Source organism: Rathayibacter sp. Leaf185 (assembly GCF_001423885.1).
GTDB lineage: Bacteria > Actinomycetota > Actinomycetes > Actinomycetales > Microbacteriaceae > Rathayibacter.
Window position 1 is genome coordinate 230541 of sequence record NZ_LMPP01000001.1, and the last position, 21837, is coordinate 252377.

The following is a 21837-nucleotide window of genomic DNA, read 5'->3' on the forward strand; positions in this document are numbered from 1 at the left end:
CCGAGGACTCTGAAAAATCGAGGACTCACCCTCCCGATCATCTGGCGCACGTGCATGAGGCCCCCGGCCGCGCGCACCGCTTCGTACGGCGAACGGATGTGACCACCGTCACCTTCGCCCGAACGTCGATCACCCGCGCCCCGGCCACCGCCGGCGTGGACCTCGATCGACATTGATGCCCGAAAGGCACCACCGCATGTCGACCATCCCCTCCTTCAGCGCCCTCGGCGTTCCCGCTCCCCTCGTCACCGCGCTCACCGCGCACGGCATCACGGAGCCGTTCCCCATCCAGGTGGACACCCTCCCCGACACCCTGAACGGCCGCGACGTCCTCGGACGCGGCAAGACCGGCTCGGGCAAGACCCTCGCCTTCGCGATCCCGATGATCGCCCGCCTCGGCGGATCGCTCGCCGGCGGCCGCCGCCGCCCGGGCCGCCCGCTCGGTCTCATCCTCGCCCCGACCCGCGAGCTCGCCACGCAGATCACCGCCGCGATGCAGCCCCTCGCCGACGCGTACGGCATCGTCACCACGACGATCTTCGGCGGCGTCTCGCAGCAGCGCCAGGTCGCGGCCCTCAAGCAGGGCGTCGACATCGTCGTGGCCTGCCCCGGCCGCCTCGAGGACCTCATGAAGCAGGGCTTCGTGAACCTCGACGCCGTCGAGATCACCGTCCTCGACGAGGCCGACCACATGGCCGACCTCGGCTTCCTGCCGGTCGTCACGCGCATCCTCGACAAGACCCCCCGTGGCGGCCAGCGCCTGCTGTTCTCGGCCACGCTCGACAACGGCGTGGACAAGCTCGTCAAGAAGTACCTGCAGAACGAGGTGCTCCACTCGGTCGACGAGGCCAACTCGCCCGTCGCGCTGATGACCCACCACGTCTTCGAGGTCGACAGCCTCGACTCCAAGAACGCCCTCGTGAAGACGCTCGCGTCCGGCTCCGGCCGCCGCATCCTCTTCATGCGCACCAAGCACACCGCGAAGAAGCTCGCCAAGCAGCTCACGGCGCAGGGCATCCCCGCCGTCGACCTGCACGGCAACCTCTCGCAGGTCGCACGCGACCGCAACCTCGCCGCGTTCGGCGCCGGCACCGTCAAGGTGCTCGTCGCGACCGACGTCGCCGCCCGCGGCGTGCACGTCGACGACGTCGAGCTCGTCATCCACGTCGACCCGCCCATGGAGCACAAGGCGTACCTGCACCGCTCGGGCCGCACCGCCCGCGCCGGCAGCGAGGGCGACGTCGTCACAGTCGTGCTGCCCACGCAGCGCGGCGATGTGAAGACCCTCCTGCGCAAGGCCGCCATCCAGGTCGCGCCGCAGCAGGTCACGGCCGACTCGGCCGCCGTCTCGAAGCTCGTCGGCGACGTCGCGGCCTACGTGACGCCGACCGCCGTCGTCGAGCCCGTCCGCGGCCAGTCTCAGGGCGGCCGCTCGCAGGGCGCCAACGCCCAGCGCAAGCGCGTCGCGCGCACCGAGGGCGGCGCAGCCCCCCGCGGAGGTCGCGGCGAGCGCTCGGCGGCCCCCGCCTCCGACCGTCCCCGTCGCGACCGCACCTCCTCCGAGGGCGGCGCCCGCGGCGGACGCGGCCGCACCCCCGCCTCCACCGGCGGCGGCTCGCGCTCCTTCTACAGCACCGCCACCGGCGGCACCTCGTCCTCGGCTCCCGCCGGCGGCGAGCGCCGCGGCGGCCGCCGCGCGCAGGGTTAGGCGGCGCGCAGCGCCGCCCTGTGCCTCTGTGCGCGCCGCGCAGCGGCGCGCCGCGGTCGGCCAGTAAGGCGGTTGCTTAGCGCAGAGCGTGTTGCGAATGGCTACGCCGATTCGCTCGCACGCGAATCGGCGGTCCACCTCGAAGATGGTCGGCTGGTCTGCCGGTGAAGCTCCGGGAGAACTGCGCGGAATGCACCTACTGAAGGCCGGGTGGGACTCGGACGACATCAGTCGTTCCGGCCCACCCGGCCTTTTCGCGTCTCATACGAGCGGCGCTGCGCGCACGATCATGCTTCGGCCGCTCCAGACGTCCCGAGACGTGCCGACAGACGCCTTCATCGTCGGTAATCAACGCGGTTCGAGAGTCGCAGCATCCGCCCGATCCTGCGCGCGGCGAATGCGCACACACGCCTCGCGTGCGAGCGGTTCGAGCCGACACGCAACCTCCGCCGCGATCACCCACGCCTCACCGCAGTCGCGGCAGCCTCCCCGACCCGGCCGACATTTTGCACGCGCGGCGGAGCCGAACGCGTGATTCGCGTGTCAGCGAATCGCGCTAGGCGGAACGCAGGACGCTCCCTGGAACCCGACCATCTGTACGAGCAGACCGCGGTGAGCCGCTCCGCGGCTCACACGTAGCCACGCGAGTTCGCGCCCGCTTCAGCGGAGCTTCCCCACCGAAGCGAGAGCGGCGCGCACGAGCATCCCCCGCCCGCCCTCCATCTCGGCGGAGACGGCGTCGGAGGAGGCCTCGTCGGGGGTCATCCAGGTCAGCTCGAGCGCATCCTGGCGGGGGTCGCAGGTACCGGTGACCGGCACAACGTAGGCGAGCGAGACGGCGTGCTGCCTCTCGTCGGTGAACGGGCCCATGCCGGGCATCGGGAAGTACTCGGCGACGTGGAAGGGCAGCGGGCTCGCGGGCAGCAGCGGGAACGCCATCGGCCCGAGGTCCTTCTCGAGGTGGCGGAAGAGCGCATCGCGCAGCGTCTCTCCGTACATCACGCGGCCGGACACGATGGTGCGGGTGATCTGACCCGAGGGGGTCGCCCGGAGCAGGACCCCCACCTCCGTCACCTGGCCGAGGCCGTCCACGCGCACGGGGACCGCCTCGACGTACAGGAGCGGGAGCCGACGGCGGATGTCGGCGAGTTCGTCATCGGACAGCCACCCGGAGTTCGGGTCTGGGGTGCGCACGCTCATAGGCCCATTCTTACCCGACGTTCATGTCCGTCCGGTTTCGGTGGCGGGCGCGGCGGTGCGCTGGACGATGATGGTGCGATGGGAATCGATCCGAACGCGGTGCTGTGGTCCTCCTCCGAGAAGGACCGGATCGGGCGTCCCCTCCTCGTGCTGCTGCACGGCTACGGCTCGCACGAGGGCGACCTGTTCTCGCTCGGCGCGTACCTCCCGCTCGAGCCGGTGCTCGCCTCCCTCCGTGCGCCGCTCCCGCTCGGCGGCGGCGCCAACGCCTGGTGGCCGCTCCGGGTCCCGCTCGTCGCCGGAGAGCCGCGTGCCGATCCCGCAGCGGTCGAGTCGGCCACGCGGGGCGTTCTGGAGTGGCTCGACTCCGTCGGTCACTCGGGTCCGGTCGGCCTGCTCGGCTTCTCGCAGGGCGCCGCGCTGGCCGTGCAGCTGCTGCGCCGCGCGCCGGAGAGGTTCGCGTTCGCCGTCGCCCTGTCGGGCTTCGTCGTGCCGGCCGACGCGGGCGACGAAGCGGACGCATGTCTGGTGCGCGCCCGTCCGCACGTGTTCTGGGGCCGCGGGACGCTCGACACGGTCATCCCGCAGGAGCTCGTCACGGAGGCCGCGGCGTGGCTCCCCGGGCACACCGCGCTCGACGCTCGGGTCTACGAGGGCGTGGCGCACGGAGTCGGGCAGGCCGAGCTGGCCGATGTGGGGGCGTTCATCCGCGCACGCTTCGCCTGACTCGGCGGCGTCGGAGACGGCGTCAAGGGTTTGCCGTCGGCGGACGCCCGCGGCAATGTCGGTGGTGGCAGAGAGGATGAAGGCATGCCGGACGTCCTCGATCGCTTCTCCCCCGCCACGCGCGCGTGGTTCGAGGGCGCGTTCCCGGCTCCGACCGCCGCGCAGGAGGGCGCGTGGACGGCGATCTCGAGCGGCTCCCACGCCCTCGTCGTCGCACCGACCGGCTCGGGCAAGACGCTGTCGGCGTTCCTCTGGGCGATCGACAGGCTCGTTCAGGGGCCGCCTCCGGAAGACCCGCAGCATCGCACCCGCGTGCTCTACGTCTCTCCGCTCAAGGCGCTCGGAGTCGACGTCGAGCGGAACCTGCGCTCGCCGCTCGTCGGGGTCACACAGACCGCGCTCCGGCTGAGCGCCGAGGGCATCGGGTCGGCTCCCTCCACCGTCACGGTCGGCGTCCGCTCCGGAGACACGCCCGCGGCCGAGCGGCGGGTGCTGCAGAAGACCCCGCCCGACATCCTGATCACGACTCCCGAGTCGCTCTACCTGATGCTGACCTCGGCGGCGCGCGAGTCGCTCCGGGGAGTCGAGACCGTGATCGTCGACGAGGTGCACGCCGTGGCGTCGACCAAGCGGGGTGCGCACCTGGCGGTGTCGCTCGAGCGCCTCGATGCGCTCCTGCCGAAGCCGGTCCAGCGCATCGGCCTGTCGGCGACGGTGCGTCCGCGCGAGGAGGTGGCGCGGTTCCTCGCCGGCCGCTCGCCCGTGCAGATCGTCGCGCCGGCCTCCGAGAAGCGCTGGGATCTCAGCGTCATCGTCCCGGTCGAGGACATGTCCGAGCTCGGGGCGACGACGCAGCAGGAGGGCTCCACGATGGGGGCCACCGGTCCGCAGAGCGGATCGATCTGGCCGCACATCGAGGAGTCGATCGTCGACCGCGTGCTCGCGCACACCTCCTCCATCGTCTTCGCCAACTCGCGCCGGCTCGCCGAGCGGCTCACCGCGCGCCTCAACGAGATCTACGCCGAGCGGCGCGAGACCGACGCCGAGCAGCGCCGCGAGGCGGGCGAGCCCGTCGCCGTCGGCGCGCTGCTCGAGGAGATGGTGGGGGCCCCCCGCCGCTCCCCCGCCGAGGCGATGGGCGCGTCGGGCGCGACCAGCGGCTCAGGTCAGTCGGCTCCCGACGACGAGCCGCTCCTCGCCCGCGCCCACCACGGCTCGGTGAGCAAGGAGCAGCGCGCGATCATCGAGGACGACCTCAAATCGGGCCGGCTGCGCTGCGTGGTCGCGACCTCGAGCCTCGAGCTGGGCATCGACATGGGCGCCGTCGACCTGGTCGTCCAGGTCGAGACCCCGCCCTCGGTCGCGAGCGCCCTGCAGCGCGTCGGCCGCGCCGGCCACCAGGTCGGCGAGATCTCGCGCGGCTCGTTCTACCCCAAGCACCGCGCCGATCTGCTTCACTCGGCCGTCACCACCGAGCGGATGCGCACCGGCCTGATCGAGGCGATCTCCGTGCCGGCCAACCCGCTCGATATCCTCGCTCAGCAGACCGTCGCCGCCACCGCCCTCGAGGTGCTCGACGTCGACGAGTGGTTCGACACCGTCCGCCGCAGCGCCCCCTTCGTCTCCCTGCCCCGTTCGGCCTACGAGGCGACCCTCGATCTGCTCTCGGGGCGCTACCCCTCCGACCAGTTCGCCGAGCTGCGGCCCCGACTCGTCTGGGATCGGGACGCGAACACGCTCACCGGTCGTCCCGGCGCGCAGCGGCTCGCTGTCACGAGTGGCGGCACCATCCCGGACCGCGGGCTGTTCGGGGTCTTCATGGTCGGGGAGCCGGGATCGACCGGCAACCGTGTCGGCGAGCTCGACGAGGAGATGGTCTACGAGTCGCGCGTCGGCGACGTCTTCGCCCTCGGGGCGACGAGCTGGCGGATCCAGGAGATCACCTACGACCGTGTGATCGTGACTCCGGCGTTCGGTGAGCCGGGGCGCCTCCCGTTCTGGAAGGGCGACTCGCAGGGCCGGCCGGCCGAGCTCGGCGAGGCGATCGGAGCGTTCACCCGGGAGATCGGCGGCGCCCTGCCCGACCCGGCGCGCGAGCGCTGTGCGGCCGCCGGACTCGACACGTTCGCCACGAACAACCTGCTGTCCTTCCTCGACGAGCAGCGGATCGCCACCGGACAGATCCCCGACGACCGCACCCTCGTCCTCGAGCGCTTCCGCGATGAGCTCGGCGACTGGCGGCTCGTGCTGCACTCCCCCTACGGCATGCAGGTGCACTCGCCGTGGGCGCTCGCCATCGGCGCGCGCGTGCGCGAGCGCCACGGAGTCGACGGAGCGGCGATGGCCGGCGACGACGGCATCGTGGTCCGCATCCCCGACACCGAGTCCGAGCCTCCCGGGGCCGAGCTGTTCCTCTTCGAGCGCGAGGAGCTCGAGCAGCTCGTCACGAGCGAGGTGGGCGGGTCGGCGCTCTTCGCCGCCCGCTTCCGCGAGTGCGCGGCGCGCGCGCTCCTCCTGCCGCGCTACAACCCCGGCAAGCGCTCACCCCTCTGGCAGCAGCGCCAGCGCGCCGCCCAGCTGCTCGACGTGGCGCGCACCTACCCGACGTTCCCGATCATCCTCGAGACCGTGCGCGAGTGCCTCCAGGACGTCTACGACCTGCCGGCGCTGCTCCGGCTGGCGGCGCGGCTCGACGGCCGCGAGCTGCGGATCCTCGAGGTCGAGACGCCGACGGCGAGCCCGTTCGCGCGCTCGATGCTGTTCGGCTACGTCGCCGCGTTCATGTACGAGGGCGACAGCCCGCTGGCCGAGCGCCGCGCCGCCGCCCTCTCGGTCGATGCCGCGCTGCTCGGCGAGCTCCTCGGCCGCGCCGAGCTGCGGGAGCTGCTCGATCCGGTCGTGCTCGCGCAGATCGAGCGCGAGCTGCAGCGGGTCGAACCGGAGCGTCGCCTGCGAGGGCTCGAGGGCGCCGCCGACCTCCTGCGGCTGCTCGGCCCCCTGACGCTCGAGGAGCTCGGCGAGCGGCTCGTGGACGAGTCGGTCTCCTCGGCCGATGTCGCCGCCGCCCCACCGCTCGCCCGGGAGTCGCTCGACGCGCACGTCGCCGAGCTCGTGCGGACCAAGCGCGTCCTGCCCGTGGGCATCGGCGGCGAGCAGCGCTACGCGGCTATGGAGGACGCCTCGCGCCTCCGCGACGCGCTGGGCGTGCCCCTCCCGATCGGCGTGCCGGTCGCCTTCATCGATCCGGTCCGCGACCCGCTCGGCGACCTCGTGGCGCGCTACGCCAGGACGCACGGCCCCTTCGCCGCCTCCGCCGTCGCCACCCGGCTCGGCCTCGGAGTCGCCGTCGTCACCGACACGCTGCGCCGGCTCTCGGGCGAGCGCCGCGTCACCGAGGGCGAGTTCCGCCCCGACGGCACCGGCACCGAGTGGTGCGACGCCGAGGTCCTGCGGCGCCTGCGCAGCCGCTCCCTCGCGGCCCTGCGCAAGGAGGTCGAGCCGGTCGACGCCGCGACCTACGGCCGCTTCCTCCCCGCCTGGCAGCACGTCGGGGGCTCGCTCCGCGGGATCGACGGTGTCGCCTCCGTGATCGACCAGCTCGCCGGAGCACCGATCCCCGCGTCGGCGTGGGAGTCGCTGATCCTGCCCGCGCGCGTGCGCGACTACTCCCCCGCCATGCTCGACGAGCTGACGGCGACGGGCGAGGTCCTCTGGGCCGGCGCCGGCACCCTGCCCGGCAATGACGGCTGGGTGAGCCTGCACCTCGCCGACACCGCCGGGCTCACGCTGCCCATCCCGGTCGGCGAGGCCGTTCCGCTGGGTGAGCTGCAGCAGGAGATCGTCGGCGTGCTCGGCTCGGGCGGCGGCTACTTCTTCCGCCAGCTCTCCGACGCCGTCGGCTCGACCGACGACGCGACGCTCGTCGAGGCGCTGTGGGAGCTCGTCTGGGCGGGCCTCCTGACCAACGACACGCTGGCTCCGCTGCGCACCCTCGTCGGCTCGACCGGAGGCGCGCACCGTCAGCCGCGAGCGCCCGCCCGAGCCCGGGCGCAGCGCGGACGCACGACTGCGCGGCCGACCATGGTGACCCGCGTCGGCCCGCCCACCGCCGGCGGCCGCTGGTCGATCGTGCCGCTGGCCGAGTCCGACCCGACCATCCGCGGGCACGCCCTGGGCGAGACCCTCCTGGAGCGCTACGGCATCGTGACGCGCGGCTCAGTGCAGGCCGAGGGCGTGCTCGGAGGCTTCGCGCTGGCCTACAAGGTCCTCAGCGGCTTCGAGCAGCAGGGGCGCGCTCGACGCGGCTATTTCATCGAGAAGCTCGGCGCCGCCCAGTTCGGCACCGCGGGCAGCGTCGACCGGCTGCGCACCTTCGTCCCGCAGGACGAGGTGCGCGAGCGTCCGCGCCCCGTGCTCGCCCTGGCGGCGACCGATCCCGCGAATCCGTTCGGTGCCGCCCTGCCCTGGCCGCAGGGCGAGGGCCACCGCCCGGGGCGCAAGGCCGGCGCCCTCGTCGCGATCGTCGACGGCGCGCTCGCCGTCTACCTCGAGCGCGGGGGCAAGACGGCACTCACCTTCACCGACGACGAGGCTGTCCTCGCCGACGCGGCCGGCGCCCTCAGCCAGCTGGTGCGCTCCCGCGGCGTCGAGAAGCTCACCGTCGAGAAGATCGACGGGGTCTTCGCCCTCGGCACGCCGCTCGGCGACGCCCTCACCGCCGCGGGCTTCGTCGCCAATCCGCGCGGCCTGAGGATGCGCGCGTGAGCCGCGAGGGGAGCCTCCGTGCCCGAGGGTGACACCGTCTACCGGTCGGCGCACAACCTCGCCGAGGCGCTCGACGGCCAGGTCCTGACCCGCTGCGACGTGCGTGTCCCGAAGTTCGCCACCGTCGACCTCACGGGCGAGACGATCGACTCGGTCGTCCCGCGCGGCAAGCACCTGCTGATGCGCATCGGCGACGCCGTCATCCACTCGCACCTCAAGATGGAGGGCAGCTGGCACCTCTACCCGATCGGAGGTGGAGAGCGGCCCAAGTGGCACCGGCCCGCCTTCCAGGCGCGCATCGTGCTCGAAACCGCCGAGTGGCAGGCCGTCGGCTTCGAGCTCGGGCTCCTCGAGATCGTGCCCCGCACCGCGGAGGAGGACGTGGTCGGCTACCTCGGCCCCGACCTCCTCGGCGCCGACTGGGATGCCGACGAGGCGCTCCGGCGCCTCTCGGCCGACCCGGAGCGCCCGATCGGCCTCGCCCTCCTCGACCAGCGGATCATGGCCGGCCTCGGCAACGTCTACCGGGCAGAGCTCTGCTTCCTCCGCGGAGTCCTGCCCACCCGCCCGGTCGGCGAGAGCGGCGACCTCGTGCGCACGATCGCTCTCGCGAAGAAGCTGATCACGACGAACCGCGAGCGGATCGAGCGCACCACCACCGGCAACCTGCGCCCCGGGCAGCAGCTCTGGGTCTACGGCCGCGACCGCAAGCCGTGCCGGCGCTGCCGCACCCCGATCCTCCGGGGCGAGCTCGGCGACGACGAACTGCAGCTGCGGGTCACCTACTGGTGCCCGCACTGCCAGACCTGAGAGCGGGTCTACTCCTCGACGGCCGAGCGGTGCCCGGGGACGTGCTTGACGTGCAGGTCGAGGCCGGTGAGCCGCTCGATGCCGTCGACGTGGCGGCCCAGCGCGGCACCGTCCGTGACGATCCAGCTGCCGACGAGGAGGAAGCCGTCGCGGCCTCCCGCGGTCAGCGGCCCGGTGACAGTGAAGGAGCCGATCGTCGGGGTCGAGAAGGTGACGCGCACCGGGTCGCCGTGAGCGAGGCCGTCGGCGGAGCGGTCGCCCTCGGCGTCCTGCTCCGTGCTCTCACCCGCGAGCGCGATGCTCTGGATCTCGGTCGCCGTGCTGAGGAACACGTCCGCGACCACCAGCTCGCCTCCGACCGCGCGGCGCACGACGCCCTCGATGCCGTAGAGGCCGTACCGCGGCGAGCGGACGAGGACACGCGCGGTGTCTCCGACCACGATCTCGGCCAGGGCCCCGCGGATCGACTGCATCTCGCGTCGGGCGGGCGGGGCGGACAGGGCGTCGAGGATCGGGCTGCGCATCCGATCAGGGTAGCCGCCGAGAACGGCACGCGCCGGAACGCTGCCTTGAACGAACGCTGCCGGGAACGAACGCTGCCGGGAACGAACGCTGCTGGGAACGAACGCTGCCGGGAACACGAGAGGCCCCGCAGCTGCAGGGCCTTCGAAGGAGTGCGGAGACGGTGGGATTTGAACCCACGGAACCCAATAAAGGGTTCTCCACCTTAGCAGGGTGGTGCACTCGACCGGACTATGCGACGTCTCCTGAGCGCCCGCCAGGCGAACGCACGACGACCATCATAACCGCACCCACGAGGCGGGCGTGACACCCGCCTCAGCTGCCGGGGGAGGCCCGCCGGCGGAGCCGGGAGGCGACTACTGCTCGTCGAGGGTTCGGCCGACCGTGCAGGTCTGCTGGTCGGCCGTCTGGCCCGATACATCGCTCGGGAGCGCCACGGTGGCCTCGGGGGCGGGCGTCGAGGGGTCAGCGGCCGGGTCGGAGGAGGCCTCCGGATCCGCAGTCGCGGCCGGATCCGCGGTCGGCGCGTCCGTCGACTCCGAGCCACCGCCCGTCGTGCCGGTCAGCGCGATCGGCTGATCGGCCAGCAGCGCGGTGTTCAGCGCGGTCGCCGCCTCCTCGCTCGGGTAGACGCCGTTGCCGTCGATGTACGTCGGGTACTGCACGAACACCACGCTCGCGAGGTCGACGTCCTTCACGGCCAGGCCGATCGAGACGAGAGTGTTGACGTTCTCGAGCGAGGTCGAGAGCTGCATGTTCGAGACGGCCGCCTTGGCGAGGCCGTAGAGCGCGACGGGGTTCGAGAGGGTCGAGGCGCTCTTCACCTTGCGCACCAGCGACGAGAGGTAGACCTGCTGGCTCGAGATGCGGGTGAGGTCGCTGCCGTCGCCGACTCCATGCCGGGTGCGGAGGAACGCGAGGGCCTCGGCGCCCACGAGCGTGTGCGTCCCCGCGGGGAGGTTCAGCCCGGTGTACTCGTCCTCGATCGGCGAGGCGACGCAGACGTCGACTCCGCCGACCGCGTTCGCCATCTCGATGACGCCGTCGAACTGGATCAGTGCCGCGTAGGGGATCTCGAGCCCCGTGAGCTGCTCGACCGTCTGCACCGTGCAGGCGAGCCCGCCGTAGCCGAGCGACGTGTTGATCTTGGCCGAGCTGAGCGGATCGGAGACGGCCCCCGTCGTCGGGTCGGTGCAGGAGGGGATCGGCACGTACATGTCGCGCGGGAAGCTGATGACCTCGACGCTCGAGTGGTCCTCGGAGATGTGCATCAGCATCGTCACGTCGTTGAGGTTCTCGGAGCGGTCGCCGTACGCGCCCTCTGCCGAGCCCTCTGCGCTGTCGCTGCCCGCGAGCAGGATGTTCACGCCTCCCTCGATCGCTCCGATCTCGGGGATCTCGGTGGCGCCGTCGGTCGAGCCGATCCCCAGATCGACCGACGGCCGGGCGCTGCCGGCGATCATCGAGACGGCGATCGCGACGATGCAGACGGTGCTGAGGACGCCGACGCCGACGCAGGCCGCGAGGATCCGCGCGGCGAACCGCAGCCCGCTCTGAGGGCGGAGGCGGCCGTGCCGGGCGGCGGTCCTCCGGATCGCAGCGCGTTCGCTCATCAGGTCGTACTCTCTCTCGGGCGCCCGACGCGGCTCACGAGGTGAGGCCCCGCCGGCGGGTCGGCGTTCGAGGAGGAGCGTACCCGGCGATCCCCGGCAGGGGCTCCGCACTTCGGATGCGCCACCTGAGCGTCAGCGCGACCGCGTCCGCGCCGGGATCAGCCGAAGAATCCGACCGAGCAGGTCTGCTGGTCGGCGCTCTGACCGGTGACCGGCACGGCGACCTTCGCGTCCGTCGCGGGGGCCGCGGGGTCGACCGGAGTGCCCGGCGTCGCCTCCGCCGTCGCGAGAGGGTCGGTGGTGGCGGGACCGGAGGCGGGCTCCGGCGCCGACGTCGCAGCGACCTCGCCCTCGACGACCGCTCCCGCGCCGGTCCCACCCGTGAGGGCGATCGGCTGGTCGGTCTGCAGCGCCGCCGCGAGCAGATCGCCCGCCGCGCGGTCGGGGACGACTCCGCTCGAGACCGCGCCGGTCGGGTACTGCGCGAAGACGACGTTCGCGAGGTCGACGTCGCTGAGCGCGAGCCCCATCTGCACCATCGTGTTGACGTTGTTGAACTCGGTCGAGAGCGTCATGTTGCCCAGCGCCGCCTTGGCCAGCCCGTACAGGGCGACCGGATTGAGCAGCGTGTCGGAGCTCTTGATCTGGCGCACCAGCGCCGAGAGGAACACCTGCTGGTTGCTGATGCGCGTGAGGTCGCTGCCGTCGCCGATGCCGTGGCGGCTGCGGAGGAACTGCAGAGCGGCCATCCCCTCGAGCGAGTGGGTGCCCGGCTCGAGGTAGGTGTTCGTGTAGGGGTCGGCGATCTCGGTGGCGACGCAGACATCGACTCCGCCGACCGCGTTCGACATCTCGATGACGCCGTTGAACTGGACGACGGCCCCGTAGTCGACCGTGATCCCGAGGAGGTCCTCGGCCACCCCGGCGACGCAGCCGAGGCTGATGTCCTTGCCCATCGCCTCGTTGATCTTGGTGTCGTAGCGGGTCGGGATCGTCTCCCCGGTCGCCGCGTTCACGCACGAGGGGATGTCGACGTACATGTCGCGGGGGAAGCTCACGACGGTGGCGTTGCTGTGATCGGCCGACACGTGCATCAGCATGTTCACGTCGTTGAGGACGCTCGTCTCCTCGTCGGGGTCGCCGTAGGCGTCGCCCTGGCCCTGCCGGGAGTCGCTGCCCACGATGAGGACGTTGAACCCGCCCTCGAGGGCTCCGATCTCGGGGACCGCGGCCGCGGCCTCGACGCTCGATCCCGCGGCCACGGGATGCAGATCGACCGACGGCTGCGCCGACTGCACGAGCAGGGTCGCGGCGATCGCGACGACCGAGACGGAGGCGACGACACCAACCCCGGAGATCGTCGCGGCGGCCTTCACGAGAGTGCGCGCGAGGCTGTGCCGCTTCTGCCTGCCGTGCCGGACGAAGGGGCGCGGCGAGCGTGCCGACTCGTCCGCGGCGGAGGGCTGCGTCGAAGGGCGCGTCCTGCGCATCCGTCTCCCGTTCGTCTCGAGTGCTGGCGGTGGTGGGCGGATCGTGGACGCATCCGGCCGGAGGTGGAGCAGGGACTCGCGGAGGCCATCGCCGTGTCCGCGTCGGGCCATACTACCCAGAGACCCCCGGGACCTCCTCCTGAGCGGATGCGACAGCCTCCCGCGGTCCTGCGCCTCTGCGCGATGGAACCGAATCGAGCGAGCGGACATATCCCGTCATGACCACTTCCTCTCCGCCGCGGGACACCGCCGAGTCCTCGTGGGCGAGCGTCCTCACGGGCGACCCGGACGGCTTCGGCCGGCTCTACGACACGTTCAGGCTCCGCGTCTTCTGGCACGCGCTCCGGCACACCCGGTCGCTGCACGATGCGGAGGACATCGCCGCCCTCGTCTTCCTCGAGGCCTGGCGCAAGCGGACCGCGATCCGGCTCGTCGACGGATCTCCGCTGCCCTGGCTGCTGGCGACGACCAACAACGTCGCCCGCAACGTCGACCGCTCCCGGCGCCGGCACCAGCTGGCCCTCAGCCGGCTGCCGGAGCCGCGGGACCAGGAGGACTTCTCGGATGCGGCCGACGAGCGGATCGACACCGCACCGCGCCGGGAGTCGATCCGCAGCGCGTTCGCCGGTCTCGGCGCCCGCGATCAGGACGTCCTCTCGCTGTGCGTGATCGCCGAGATGCCGGTCAGCGAGGCCGCGCGCGTGCTCGGGATCCCCGTCGGCACCGTGAAGTCGCGCCTCTCGCGAGCCAAGGTGAAGCTCGCCGCACTGATCACCGACCTCACCGCCGATGCAGCCACCGATGGAGGCGCACGATGAACGACAAGCCCGTCTTCGACCCCGACCGCGATCGCGCCATCCGCGCCATGATCGTCGAGAACGCCCGCGCCGAGAAGGCGCGCCCGTCGCTCCGCACCCGCGCCTCCCTGCTCATCGGGCTCGTGGTCGCCGCACTCCTCGTCTCGGGCGGCGGAGTCGCGATGGCGCTGACGGGGATCATCCAGATCCCGGTCTCCGCGCCCGCCCCGGCTCCGGCTCCGGTGGAGACACCGACGGCGACTCCCACGCCGACGCAGACGACCGCGCCCGCACCACCGCCTGCTCCGGAGCCGACCACTACACCGACACCGACACCGACGCCGACCGCCGTCGACCCGAGCACCTGGGTCATCAGCTTCGACGGAGTGGGCCCGATCGCCTTCGGCGGTCCGATCGCCGATGCGTCGGCAGCGCTGGACACGACCGACCTCGTCCCCTTCTCCTTCAGCTTCGAGGAGTGCCCTTCCGACTACCGCCAGCTCCCCGACAGCGGACGCACCTTCGTCGGAGTCGACCCGGACGATGCTGGCGCCGTCGACCGCATCGTCGTCGCGAACTACCTGACCGACGAGGGGAGCCAACTCGACGGCGCCCTGCCGCGGACGGTGTCCGGTATCAGCACAGGATCGACGAGAGCGCAGCTGGTGGCCACTTACCCGGGTCTGGTCGAGGAGCCCCCGGTCTCCGGCGACGCTGTCTACTCGCTGGCGGGACCGGACGAGCGCAGACTCTGGTTCCTGGTGGCAACGGCCACCGACACCGTCCAGGCGATCAGTCTGACCACCACCCCGGTGTACACGCTCGGCGGCTGCGGAGCCTGACCGGCGTGCGTCGAGGGGGCCCGCCTCCGGGCTCCCTCGACGCATCCGGCGACACACCTGCGACGCTCCGAGGATCGTCCGGTGCACGGGCTGACGAGGGCGAGAACGACCATGTGGCGGAGGGCTAGGGATTCGAACCCTAGAGACATCTCTGCCCACCAGTTTTCAAGACTGGCTCCATCGGCCGCTCGGACAGCCCTCCCTGCCGCTCCCCGAGGGCAGCGACAGTCGATGGTAACCGACAGGCGATTCCGGGTGGGGCGTCCGTCAGCGCAGCGCGCCCAGCGCCGCTGCGACGCCGTCCTCGTGCACGGTCGGCACGACGGCCGAGGCGACGGCCTGGACCTCCTCCGGAGCCTGGCCCATCGCGAGGCCGGCGCCGTGCTCGGCGGCCCAGGTCAGCATCTCGATGTCGTTGCGGCCGTCGCCGAGTGCGACCACGTCGGCGCGGTCGATGCCGAGCTCCTGGCGCACGAGCTCGAGGGCGGTCGACTTGTTCACTCCGTGCGGGGCGATGTCGAGCCACGCGGTCCAGCCGATCGCGTAGCTGACCTGGTGCAGGCCCATCTGCTCGACGAGCTCCGAGAACTCGTCGATGCCGGTCTCGGGAGAGATCACGACGACGCGGGTGCAGAGCCGGCCGAGCAGCTCCTCGAAGGGCACGTGCGTGGTCTCGACGCCCATCACCGCGCCTCCGGGGAACGCCTCGGTGTAGAAGAAGGCGCCCTCGGCGTCCTCGACGGCGTAGTGCGCGTCGGGCAGGAACCGCCGGATGTTCTGGAGCACGCCGGTCGGGTCGAAGGTCTCGACCACATCCGGCACGTACTCGCCGTCGGCGTCGCGCCGCAGCGTGACCGCTCCGTTGCAGCAGACGACGTACTCGGGGGCGATGCCGAGTCGGGCGACGACCGGCAGGGTCGAGGCGGGCGAGCGACCGGTGGCGAGCATGACCTCGTCGCCGCGCGCGACAGCGTCCGCGATGGCACCGCTGACCGCATCGGTGATGGTGCCGTCCTCGTGCATGACGGTGCCGTCGATGTCGAGCGCGATCAGGCGCCGACCGGAGGCGGTGCTCATGCGGTGCGGACCGGCTCGAGGACCTCGAGGCCGCCGAGGTGCGGGCGCAGCGCCTCCGGGACCAGCACCGAGCCGTCGGCCTGCTGGTGCGTCTCGAGGAGCGCGACGATCCAGCGGGTGGTCGCGAGGGTGCCGTTGAGGGTGGCGACCGGAGCCGTCTTCCCCGACTCCGTGCGGTAGCGGGTGTCGAGACGGCGGGCCTGGAAGGTGGTGCAGTTCGAGGTCGAGGTGAGCTCGCGGTAGGCGTCCTGCGTCGGAACCCAGGCCTCGACGTCGAACTTGCGCGCGGCGCTCTGACCGAGGTCGCCGGCCGCGACGTCGATGACGCGGTAGTGCAGGCCGAGGCTCTGCAGCATCGCCTCCTGGTGGGCGACAAGGCGATCGTGCTCGGCCTCCGCCTCCTCGGGCAGGGCGTAGACGAACATCTCGAGCTTCGAGAACTGGTGCACGCGGATGATGCCGCGGGTGTCGCGGCCACCCGAGCCGGCCTCACGGCGGTAGCAGGTGCTCCAGCCGGCGTAGCGCTTCGGGCCGGTCGAGAGATCGAGGATCTCGTCGCTGTGGTAGCCGGCGAGCGCCACCTCGCTGGTGCCGGTGAGGTAGAGGTCGTCGTCGCGGAGGCGGTACACCTCGTCGTCGTGCTCGCCGAGGAACCCGGTGCCGTCCATGATCTCGGGGCGCACGAGCGTCGGCGTGATCATCGGGGTGAAGCCCGCCTCGAGCGCGCGCTCGAGGCCGAGGTTCATCAGGGCGATCTCGAGGCGGGCGACCAGGCCCTTGAGGAAGTAGAAGCGCGCGCCGCTGACCTTGGCGCCGCGTTGCATGTCGATGCCGTCGAGCAGCTCGCCGATCTCGAGGTGGTCGCGCGGGGCGAAGTCGAACACAGGGCGCTCGCCGACGGTCCGCAGCAGGTCGAACGACTCCTCGCCGCCGGCCGGGACGCCCTCGATGATCGGGTTCGCGAGGCGCTTGACGAGCGAGGTGAAGCGCTCGTCGGCCTCGGCCGCCTCCGTCTGGGCCGCCTTGGCCGCCGCCGCGAGGCGCTGTGCCTCGGCGACGAGTGCCGCCTTCTCGTCCTTCGGAGCCTTCGCCACGGTCTTGCCGAAGGCGTTCTGCTCGGCGCGCAGCCGCTCCGCCTCGGTGATGCTCGACCGGCGCACGCGATCGGCCTCGAGCGCCTCGTCGACGAGCTCGACGGAGTCGCCGCGCGCCTCCTGCGAGCGCTTCAGGACGTCCGGGTTCTCGCGCAGAAGTACGGGATCAATCACCCCAGCAGTGTAGACGCGCCTGTGGGTCGGCCCGGGGCACCTGATCATCGGCCGTGCACTCCGATCCGTTCGGACGACGGCGACGAACACGCACATGTCCCCCGCCCCACCCGAAGAAGGCGCCTCCGAACCCATGACGAACCCGAACACCCCGACCGGCCAGGGTCCCACCGTCCGCGTCGAGCGCGACGGCCCGGTGGGCCGCATCCTGCTCGACCGGCCCGACGCCCTGAACGCCCTCGACCTCTGCACGGCGCATCTGCTGCTGCGCGCGGTCCTCGAGCTCGACTCGGACCCGGCCTGCTCGGTCATCCTCGTCGAGTCCACCGGCCGGGCGTTCTGCACCGGCGGCGACGTGTCGGCGATCATGAGCGCCGTCCGCCCCGACGAGTACCTCCGCGAGCTCGCCACGACGGCGGCGGAGGCGTTCCACCTCCTCGAGACGTCCGGAAAGGTCGTCGTCTGCGCGATCGACGGGATGACGGCGGGGGCCGGCATCGCCTTCGCGCTCGCGGCCGACATCGTGGTCGCGACTCCGGCCGCGATGTTCCTCAGCGCCTACGGCGACGTCGGCCTCGTCCCCGACTGCGGAGTCACCGACTCCCTCCCCCGAGCGATCGGACAGAAGCGATCGCTCGACTTCGTGCTCTCGGGACGCCCCGTCCGCGCGAGTGAGGCGCTCGAGTGGCAGCTCGTCACCGAGGTCGTCCCCCGCGCCGAGCTCGCGGATCGCGTGCGCGAGCGGGTCGCCGCACTCGCCGCGCGCCCGGCTCACGTCGCCGCCGCGGCCAAGCGGCTGCTCCGCACCGACGCTGCGCGCCGCATCGAGCGCGCCGCCGAGGAGACGGAGACCCTCGTCGAGCTCCTGGCCGTCCCCGCGACGCGCGCACTCCTCGACGCCGAGCACGAGCGCCAGCGCCGACGCGCCTCCCGGCCCCGCCGCGTCGCCGCCCGGGTCTAGCCCGGGCCGGAGCCCGGCCGCGCCCCAGGCGCCCCCCGCTAGCGTGACCGGCATGACCCCGACCGGAGCACGACGAGCGGCTGTCGTCGCCAATCCCACCAAGGGCGACCAGACCCGCCTCCGTCAGCTCGTGAGCGCGGCGGAGCAGGCGCACGGCTGGGAGCCGACGGTCTGGTTCGAGACGACACCCTCGGAGCCGGGCGGCACGCAGGCGCGAGCGGCGGCCGCCACGGGAGTCGAGGTCGTGCTCGCCGTCGGCGGCGACGGCACCGTCCGCGCGGTGGCGGAGGGGCTGCGCGGTTCGGACACGGCGCTCGCGGTGGTCCCCTTCGGCACCGGCAACCTGCTCGTGCGCAACCTCGGCCTGCCGCTGGGCTTCGAGGAGGCGGTGCGGATCGCCTTCGCCGGGCGCGGCCACCGGATCGACACCGGAGTGGTCGAGCTGGAGCGTCCCGACGGAGCGCGCAACGAGCACGCCTTCGTCGTGATGGCGGGCCTGGGGATCGACGCGAAGATGATCGCCAAGACCAGCACCAAGCTCAAGAAGGCCGTCGGCTGGCTCGCCTACGTCGACGGCGGGATGCGGGCGCTCGCCGAGCTCGAGCCGGTCCGGATGCGCTACTCGCTCGACGGATCGCCCTCCCGCACCGTCTCGGCGCACTCGGTCATGGTCGGCAACTGCGGAGTCCTGCCCGGCGGGATCCTGCTCATCCCCGAGGCCTCCCCCGACGACGGGGTGCTCGACATCGTCGCCCTCCGCCCGCGCGGGCCGTTCGGCTGGCTGAAGGTCTGGAACACCCTGACCTGGGAGAACGGCGTGCTGCGCCGCTCCGCGGCGGGCCGCAAGCTGATCGATCTGGGCAAGGACGCGCGACAGGTCACCTACCTCCGCGGCGAGGACATCCGGATCCGGATGGACGAGCCGCAGGAGATCCAGCTCGACGGCGACGGCTTCGGTCTCGCCTCCGCGGTCCGGATCCGGGTCGATCCCGGCTCGCTGCTGGTGCGGGTCGCCGGCTGAGTCACGGCGCGACGGCGAGGCCCTCGAGGTCGCCGAGCGACGCGACTCCGGACTGCGTCAGCATGAGCCGGAACTCGTCGCCGAGCAGCGCGAGCAGCGCAGCGACCTCGTCGGATCCCCCCGCGGCGAGCGCCCACAGCAGCGGGCGTCCGACGAAGGCGGCGCGAGCCCCGAGCGCGAGGGCGGCGAGCAGGTGCCGGCCCGAGCGCACCCCGCTGTCCACGTAGACCTCGACGTCGCCACCGACCGCGTCGACGACCTCGGCGAGCGCGCCGACCGCGGTCACCGAGCCGTCCATCCGCCGGCCGCCGTGCGTCGACACGACCACTCCGGAGGCGCCGGCGTCGACCGCGCGCCGCGCGTCCTGGCCGCGGAGCACGCCCTTGACCAGCACCGGCAGCCCCGAGACGTCGGCGAGCCGTCCGATGTCGTCCAGCCCCGGGTTCGGGATGGGCCCCCCGAGCACCCGTTCGCGCTCGGCATCGGTCAGGTTCCCGAGCCGCGCGCGGCCGGGGATGTCGGGCCAGCTGAGCGGCTCGATCCCGGGGCGCTCACCGCGCAGCAGGGGCATCTCGACGGTCAGCATCAGGGCGCGGGCACCGGCGGAGGCGGCGCGCTCGACGAGCGCCTGCGTCACGTCGGCGTCGGCCAGCAGGTACACCTGGAACCACCACGGCGCCCCCTCGGCGGCGATGCGCTCGAACGGCACGGCCGTGTTCGTCGAGACGCCGATCAGCGTGCCGGCGCGCGCCGCCGCCTCGGCCATCGCGATCTCGCCGCGCGGGTCGGCGGCCACCTGCTGCGCCATCGGGGCGATGAGCAGCGGAGTCGCGACGCTCGTCCCGAGGACCGTGGTCGCCGTCGACGCCTCGAGCGCTCCGCGCAGAGCCGCCGGGCGGAAGCGGATCGCGTCCCACGCCGCGAGGTCGGCGTCGCGCTCGAGGTGTCCGCCGGCGACGGCCCCGTAGTAGTCGGCGACGAACCAGGGCAGCGCCTCTCGAGCACGCTCCTCGAGCTCGCCGATGCGTCTGCGCGACTCCGCGCTGCCTGCGGTCATCGGCGGCCTCCCCTTCGATGGTCGTCCCGACACTATGCCGCGCGAGGTCTGTGCCGCGCCGAGGTCCGTGCCGCGCCGAGGCGCTCGGGCCCGAACTCGGCTACGGTGGAGGCCGCGAAGGGGAGTAGTTCCCACCGTCCGCTGCGCGGACGATGAGTGCGCGTCGACATGCTGGTCCGGGACGATCCGGGCCCGGCGCGCCACCCGGATCCTGGAGGATGCGGGCGAACGAGACCTTCGGTCAGTCGACGTCCGTCCTGACCGGTCCTCTCGCGCGGGTCGGCGGGGCACTACTCCAGGAGATCCCATGGCGAGCACCGCACAGGACCCCACCCCCACCCAGATCCGGCGCTGGCGGCGCTACCTCGCCGACGAGCTCGCCGAGGCCGCGACCTACCGCGATCTCGCGGAGCGCCGCACCGGTGAGGAGCGCGAGATCCTCCTCTCCCTCGCCGCCGCCGAGGGCCGGCACGAGGAGCACTGGCGAGAGCTCCTCGGCCCGGCCGCCGAGCCGTCGCCCCGGCCGGACGGGCGCACGCGCCTGCTCGGGTTCCTCACCCGGCGCTTCGGCTCGGTCTTCGTGCTGGCGCTGATCCAGCGCGCCGAGGCCCGCTCGCCCTACGCCGACGACGACGACGCGACCGAGGCGATGGCGGCCGACGAGCGGATCCACGGCGAGGTGGTCCGCGGGCTCGCCGAGCGCGGCCGCAGCCGGCTCTCGGGCACCTTCCGAGCCGCGGTCTTCGGCGCCAACGACGGACTCGTCTCGAATCTCGCGCTGGTGCTCGGCGTCGGAGCGAGCGGAGTCGCGACGAGCGTCGTGCTCTTCACCGGTATCGCGGGCCTGCTCGCGGGTGCCCTCTCGATGGGAGCGGGCGAGTTCGTCTCGGTGCGCTCGCAGCGCGAACTGCTGTCGGCCTCGCACCCGGATCTCGACACCAACCGCGTCGTCCCTGACCTCGACGTCGACGCGAACGAGCTCGCCCTGGTCTACCGGGCCCGCGGGATGACGCAGGAGGAGGCGGACGCGCGGGCCACCTCCGTCTTCTCGGGGCTCCGCGGCGGCCTCGCGCCCACCTCGCCGATCACCATCGGCGGCCCCAGGGCCGACCCGTCGATCGACGAGCACGAGTCGATCGGCACCGGCATGGGCGCCGCGCTCTCGAGCTTCTGCTTCTTCGCCTCCGGCGCGATCATCCCCGTGCTGCCCTATCTGCTCGGGATGTCGGGGCTCGCGGCCGTGATCCTCGCCTCGGTGCTGGTGGGCATCGCGCTCCTCGCGACCGGCGCCATCGTCGGACTGCTCTCGGGAGCGCCGCCCTTCGCACGGGCGATGCGCCAGCTCGGGATCGGCTACGGAGCGGCCCTGGTGACCTATCTGCTCGGGCTGCTGTTCGGGGCCTCCGGAGTCTGATCCTCCGGGGCCCGCGCCTCTCGGCCCTTCCACTGGAGCGCCCCGACCGCGATCGCCAGCAGCAGCGAGAACGGCAGGCTGCCCAGGAGCGGGATCGAGGCGTAGTAGAGGATCTGCCGCTGGATCCACGCGGGCGACGGGGTGTCGGAGTCGCCGTAATACGAGGCGGGCGGCGACGAGTAGCCCGTGTACAGCACGAGCAGCCCGAGGGCGCTGCCGACGAGCCCGGCGAGCAGCAGCCCCAGGAGCCACGGGTTGCGGAGGAAGGGGGTCTCGCGCGGCGCAGGAGCTGGTCGCGGCTCCTCTGCGACGGGCGCCTCCCACGGCGTCTCGGGGCCCGACGGGAGCGCGACGGGCCGGATCGTCTCGGGTGCGGGAGCCGCGACGCGTCGGGATCGGCGGGTGTCCGCGACCGCGGCGATCTGCGGGAGGCCCACGACGGTCGGCGATGCCCGACCCGGACCCGTTCCCGGCCGGGCGAACGCCCGCTCGTCGCCGCGCACCCGGTCGACACCGCCCGCGAAACCGCGCTGGAACGCGGCGTCGTACCGCGGATCCACCGTCTTC

Annotated in this window: 17 protein-coding genes and 2 tRNA genes; 9 read left to right on the top strand and 10 right to left on the bottom strand. The window is 72.6% G+C overall.

What is annotated here, in order from left to right:
- The first annotated feature begins 196 nt into the window (after positions 1-196).
- Entirely contained in the window at positions 197-1708 is a 1512-nt protein-coding gene (locus ASG06_RS01220; protein ID WP_082498851.1) for a DEAD/DEAH box helicase, read from the top strand.
- A gap of 660 nt (positions 1709-2368) precedes the next feature.
- Here ASG06_RS01220 and ASG06_RS01225 read toward each other — a convergent pair.
- On the bottom strand, positions 2369-2908 hold the full coding sequence (locus ASG06_RS01225; protein ID WP_056037409.1) for an NUDIX hydrolase family protein: 540 nt from the start codon (positions 2906-2908) through the stop codon (positions 2369-2371).
- 78 nt (positions 2909-2986) lie between these two features.
- Between ASG06_RS01225 and ASG06_RS01230 the strand changes: the two genes are divergently transcribed.
- The 3 genes from ASG06_RS01230 (at position 2987) to ASG06_RS01240 (ending at position 9208) form a co-directional block, all read left to right on the top strand.
- Positions 2987-3634 (top strand): alpha/beta hydrolase, encoded by a 648-nt coding sequence (locus ASG06_RS01230; protein WP_056037412.1) that lies wholly within the window; start codon positions 2987-2989, stop codon positions 3632-3634.
- Positions 3635-3718: 84 nt separating this feature from the next.
- Entirely contained in the window at positions 3719-8398 is a 4680-nt protein-coding gene (locus ASG06_RS01235; protein ID WP_056037413.1) for an ATP-dependent helicase, read from the top strand.
- A gap of 18 nt (positions 8399-8416) precedes the next feature.
- Positions 8417-9208: a DNA-formamidopyrimidine glycosylase family protein gene (locus ASG06_RS01240; protein WP_056037415.1), complete on the top strand. Its 792-nt coding sequence runs from the start codon at positions 8417-8419 to the stop codon at positions 9206-9208.
- Positions 9209-9216: 8 nt separating this feature from the next.
- Here ASG06_RS01240 and ASG06_RS01245 read toward each other — a convergent pair whose 3' ends face one another.
- The 4 genes from ASG06_RS01245 to ASG06_RS01260 all read right to left on the bottom strand — a co-directional run bounded on the left by ASG06_RS01245 (position 9217) and on the right by ASG06_RS01260 (position 12833).
- Complete coding sequence (locus ASG06_RS01245) at positions 9217-9732, bottom strand: hypothetical protein (RefSeq protein WP_056037418.1); 516 nt, start codon at positions 9730-9732, stop codon at positions 9217-9219.
- A gap of 153 nt (positions 9733-9885) precedes the next feature.
- A tRNA-Ser gene (locus tag ASG06_RS01250) sits at positions 9886-9976 on the bottom strand.
- A 110-nt stretch (positions 9977-10086) separates the two neighbouring features.
- Positions 10087-11343 (bottom strand): LCP family protein, encoded by a 1257-nt coding sequence (locus ASG06_RS01255; protein ID WP_056037420.1) that lies wholly within the window; start codon positions 11341-11343, stop codon positions 10087-10089.
- Between the two features lie 158 nt (positions 11344-11501).
- Complete coding sequence (locus tag ASG06_RS01260; protein WP_056037423.1) at positions 11502-12833, bottom strand: LCP family protein; 1332 nt, start codon at positions 12831-12833, stop codon at positions 11502-11504.
- 218 nt (positions 12834-13051) lie between these two features.
- On the opposite strand from ASG06_RS01260, the gene ASG06_RS01265 reads away from it, so the two are divergent.
- Positions 13052-13651 (top strand): RNA polymerase sigma factor, encoded by a 600-nt coding sequence (locus ASG06_RS01265; protein ID WP_056037426.1) that lies wholly within the window; start codon positions 13052-13054, stop codon positions 13649-13651.
- Positions 13648-14472 carry a hypothetical protein gene (locus ASG06_RS20130; protein ID WP_056037429.1) on the top strand — a complete coding sequence of 275 codons (825 nt, stop codon included), beginning with the start codon at positions 13648-13650 and terminating at the stop codon, positions 14470-14472. Before ASG06_RS01265 ends, ASG06_RS20130 begins: the two co-directional genes overlap by 4 nt.
- Positions 14473-14586: 114 nt before the next feature.
- Here ASG06_RS20130 and ASG06_RS01275 read toward each other — a convergent pair.
- The 3 genes from ASG06_RS01275 to serS all read right to left on the bottom strand — a co-directional run bounded on the left by ASG06_RS01275 (position 14587) and on the right by serS (position 16817).
- Positions 14587-14674: transfer RNA gene (locus ASG06_RS01275), tRNA-Ser, on the bottom strand.
- Between the two features lie 65 nt (positions 14675-14739).
- Positions 14740-15549, bottom strand: a complete 810-nt coding sequence (locus ASG06_RS01280) for an HAD family hydrolase (RefSeq protein ID WP_056037431.1) — start codon at positions 15547-15549, stop codon at positions 14740-14742.
- Complete coding sequence (gene serS / locus ASG06_RS01285) at positions 15546-16817, bottom strand: serine--tRNA ligase (protein ID WP_056037433.1); 1272 nt, start codon at positions 16815-16817, stop codon at positions 15546-15548. The genes ASG06_RS01280 and serS overlap by 4 nt, the downstream gene beginning before the upstream one ends.
- Before the next feature lie 133 nt (positions 16818-16950).
- Here serS and ASG06_RS01290 point away from each other — a divergent pair, with 133 nt between their 5' ends.
- Both ASG06_RS01290 and ASG06_RS01295 read left to right on the top strand, forming a co-directional pair.
- Positions 16951-17778, top strand: a complete 828-nt coding sequence (locus ASG06_RS01290; RefSeq protein ID WP_056037436.1) for an enoyl-CoA hydratase/isomerase family protein — start codon at positions 16951-16953, stop codon at positions 17776-17778.
- Between the two features lie 52 nt (positions 17779-17830).
- Positions 17831-18799 carry a diacylglycerol/lipid kinase family protein gene (locus ASG06_RS01295; RefSeq protein ID WP_056040327.1) on the top strand — a complete coding sequence of 323 codons (969 nt, stop codon included), beginning with the start codon at positions 17831-17833 and terminating at the stop codon, positions 18797-18799.
- A 1-nt stretch (position 18800) separates the two neighbouring features.
- Here ASG06_RS01295 and ASG06_RS01300 read toward each other — a convergent pair whose 3' ends face one another.
- On the bottom strand, positions 18801-19856 hold the full coding sequence (locus ASG06_RS01300) for an alpha-hydroxy-acid oxidizing protein (RefSeq protein WP_056037439.1): 1056 nt from the start codon (positions 19854-19856) through the stop codon (positions 18801-18803).
- A gap of 307 nt (positions 19857-20163) precedes the next feature.
- Here ASG06_RS01300 and ASG06_RS01305 point away from each other — a divergent pair, with 307 nt between their 5' ends.
- Positions 20164-21270 carry a VIT1/CCC1 transporter family protein gene (locus ASG06_RS01305; RefSeq protein ID WP_056037442.1) on the top strand — a complete coding sequence of 369 codons (1107 nt, stop codon included), beginning with the start codon at positions 20164-20166 and terminating at the stop codon, positions 21268-21270.
- Here ASG06_RS01305 and ASG06_RS01310 read toward each other — a convergent pair.
- The gene (locus tag ASG06_RS01310; protein ID WP_156465817.1) at positions 21231-21830 is read right to left on the bottom strand and encodes a hypothetical protein; all 600 of its coding nucleotides are present in this window, start codon (positions 21828-21830) and stop codon (positions 21231-21233) included. The two genes, ASG06_RS01305 and ASG06_RS01310, sit on opposite strands and share 40 nt — an antisense overlap.
- Positions 21831-21837 lie beyond the last annotated feature (7 nt).

Bases quoted from the DNA above. Each gene is read 5' to 3' on its own strand.
- ASG06_RS01220 (WP_082498851.1), top strand. From the start codon at position 197: ATGTCGACCATCCCCTCCTTCAGCGCCCTCGGCGTTCCCGCTCCCCTC.
- ASG06_RS01225 (WP_056037409.1), bottom strand. From the start codon at position 2,908: ATGAGCGTGCGCACCCCAGACCCGAACTCCGGGTGGCTGTCCGATGAC.
- ASG06_RS01230 (WP_056037412.1), top strand. From the start codon at position 2,987: ATGGGAATCGATCCGAACGCGGTGCTGTGGTCCTCCTCCGAGAAGGAC.
- ASG06_RS01235 (WP_056037413.1), top strand. From the start codon at position 3,719: ATGCCGGACGTCCTCGATCGCTTCTCCCCCGCCACGCGCGCGTGGTTC.
- ASG06_RS01245 (WP_056037418.1), bottom strand. From the start codon at position 9,732: ATGCGCAGCCCGATCCTCGACGCCCTGTCCGCCCCGCCCGCCCGACGC.
- ASG06_RS01255 (WP_056037420.1), bottom strand. From the start codon at position 11,343: ATGAGCGAACGCGCTGCGATCCGGAGGACCGCCGCCCGGCACGGCCGC.
- ASG06_RS01260 (WP_056037423.1), bottom strand. From the start codon at position 12,833: ATGCGCAGGACGCGCCCTTCGACGCAGCCCTCCGCCGCGGACGAGTCG.
- ASG06_RS01265 (WP_056037426.1), top strand. From the start codon at position 13,052: ATGACCACTTCCTCTCCGCCGCGGGACACCGCCGAGTCCTCGTGGGCG.
- ASG06_RS20130 (WP_056037429.1), top strand. From the start codon at position 13,648: ATGAACGACAAGCCCGTCTTCGACCCCGACCGCGATCGCGCCATCCGC.
- ASG06_RS01280 (WP_056037431.1), bottom strand. From the start codon at position 15,549: ATGAGCACCGCCTCCGGTCGGCGCCTGATCGCGCTCGACATCGACGGC.
- ASG06_RS01290 (WP_056037436.1), top strand. From the start codon at position 16,951: ATGACGAACCCGAACACCCCGACCGGCCAGGGTCCCACCGTCCGCGTC.
- ASG06_RS01295 (WP_056040327.1), top strand. From the start codon at position 17,831: ATGACCCCGACCGGAGCACGACGAGCGGCTGTCGTCGCCAATCCCACC.
- ASG06_RS01300 (WP_056037439.1), bottom strand. From the start codon at position 19,856: ATGACCGCAGGCAGCGCGGAGTCGCGCAGACGCATCGGCGAGCTCGAG.
- ASG06_RS01305 (WP_056037442.1), top strand. From the start codon at position 20,164: ATGGCGAGCACCGCACAGGACCCCACCCCCACCCAGATCCGGCGCTGG.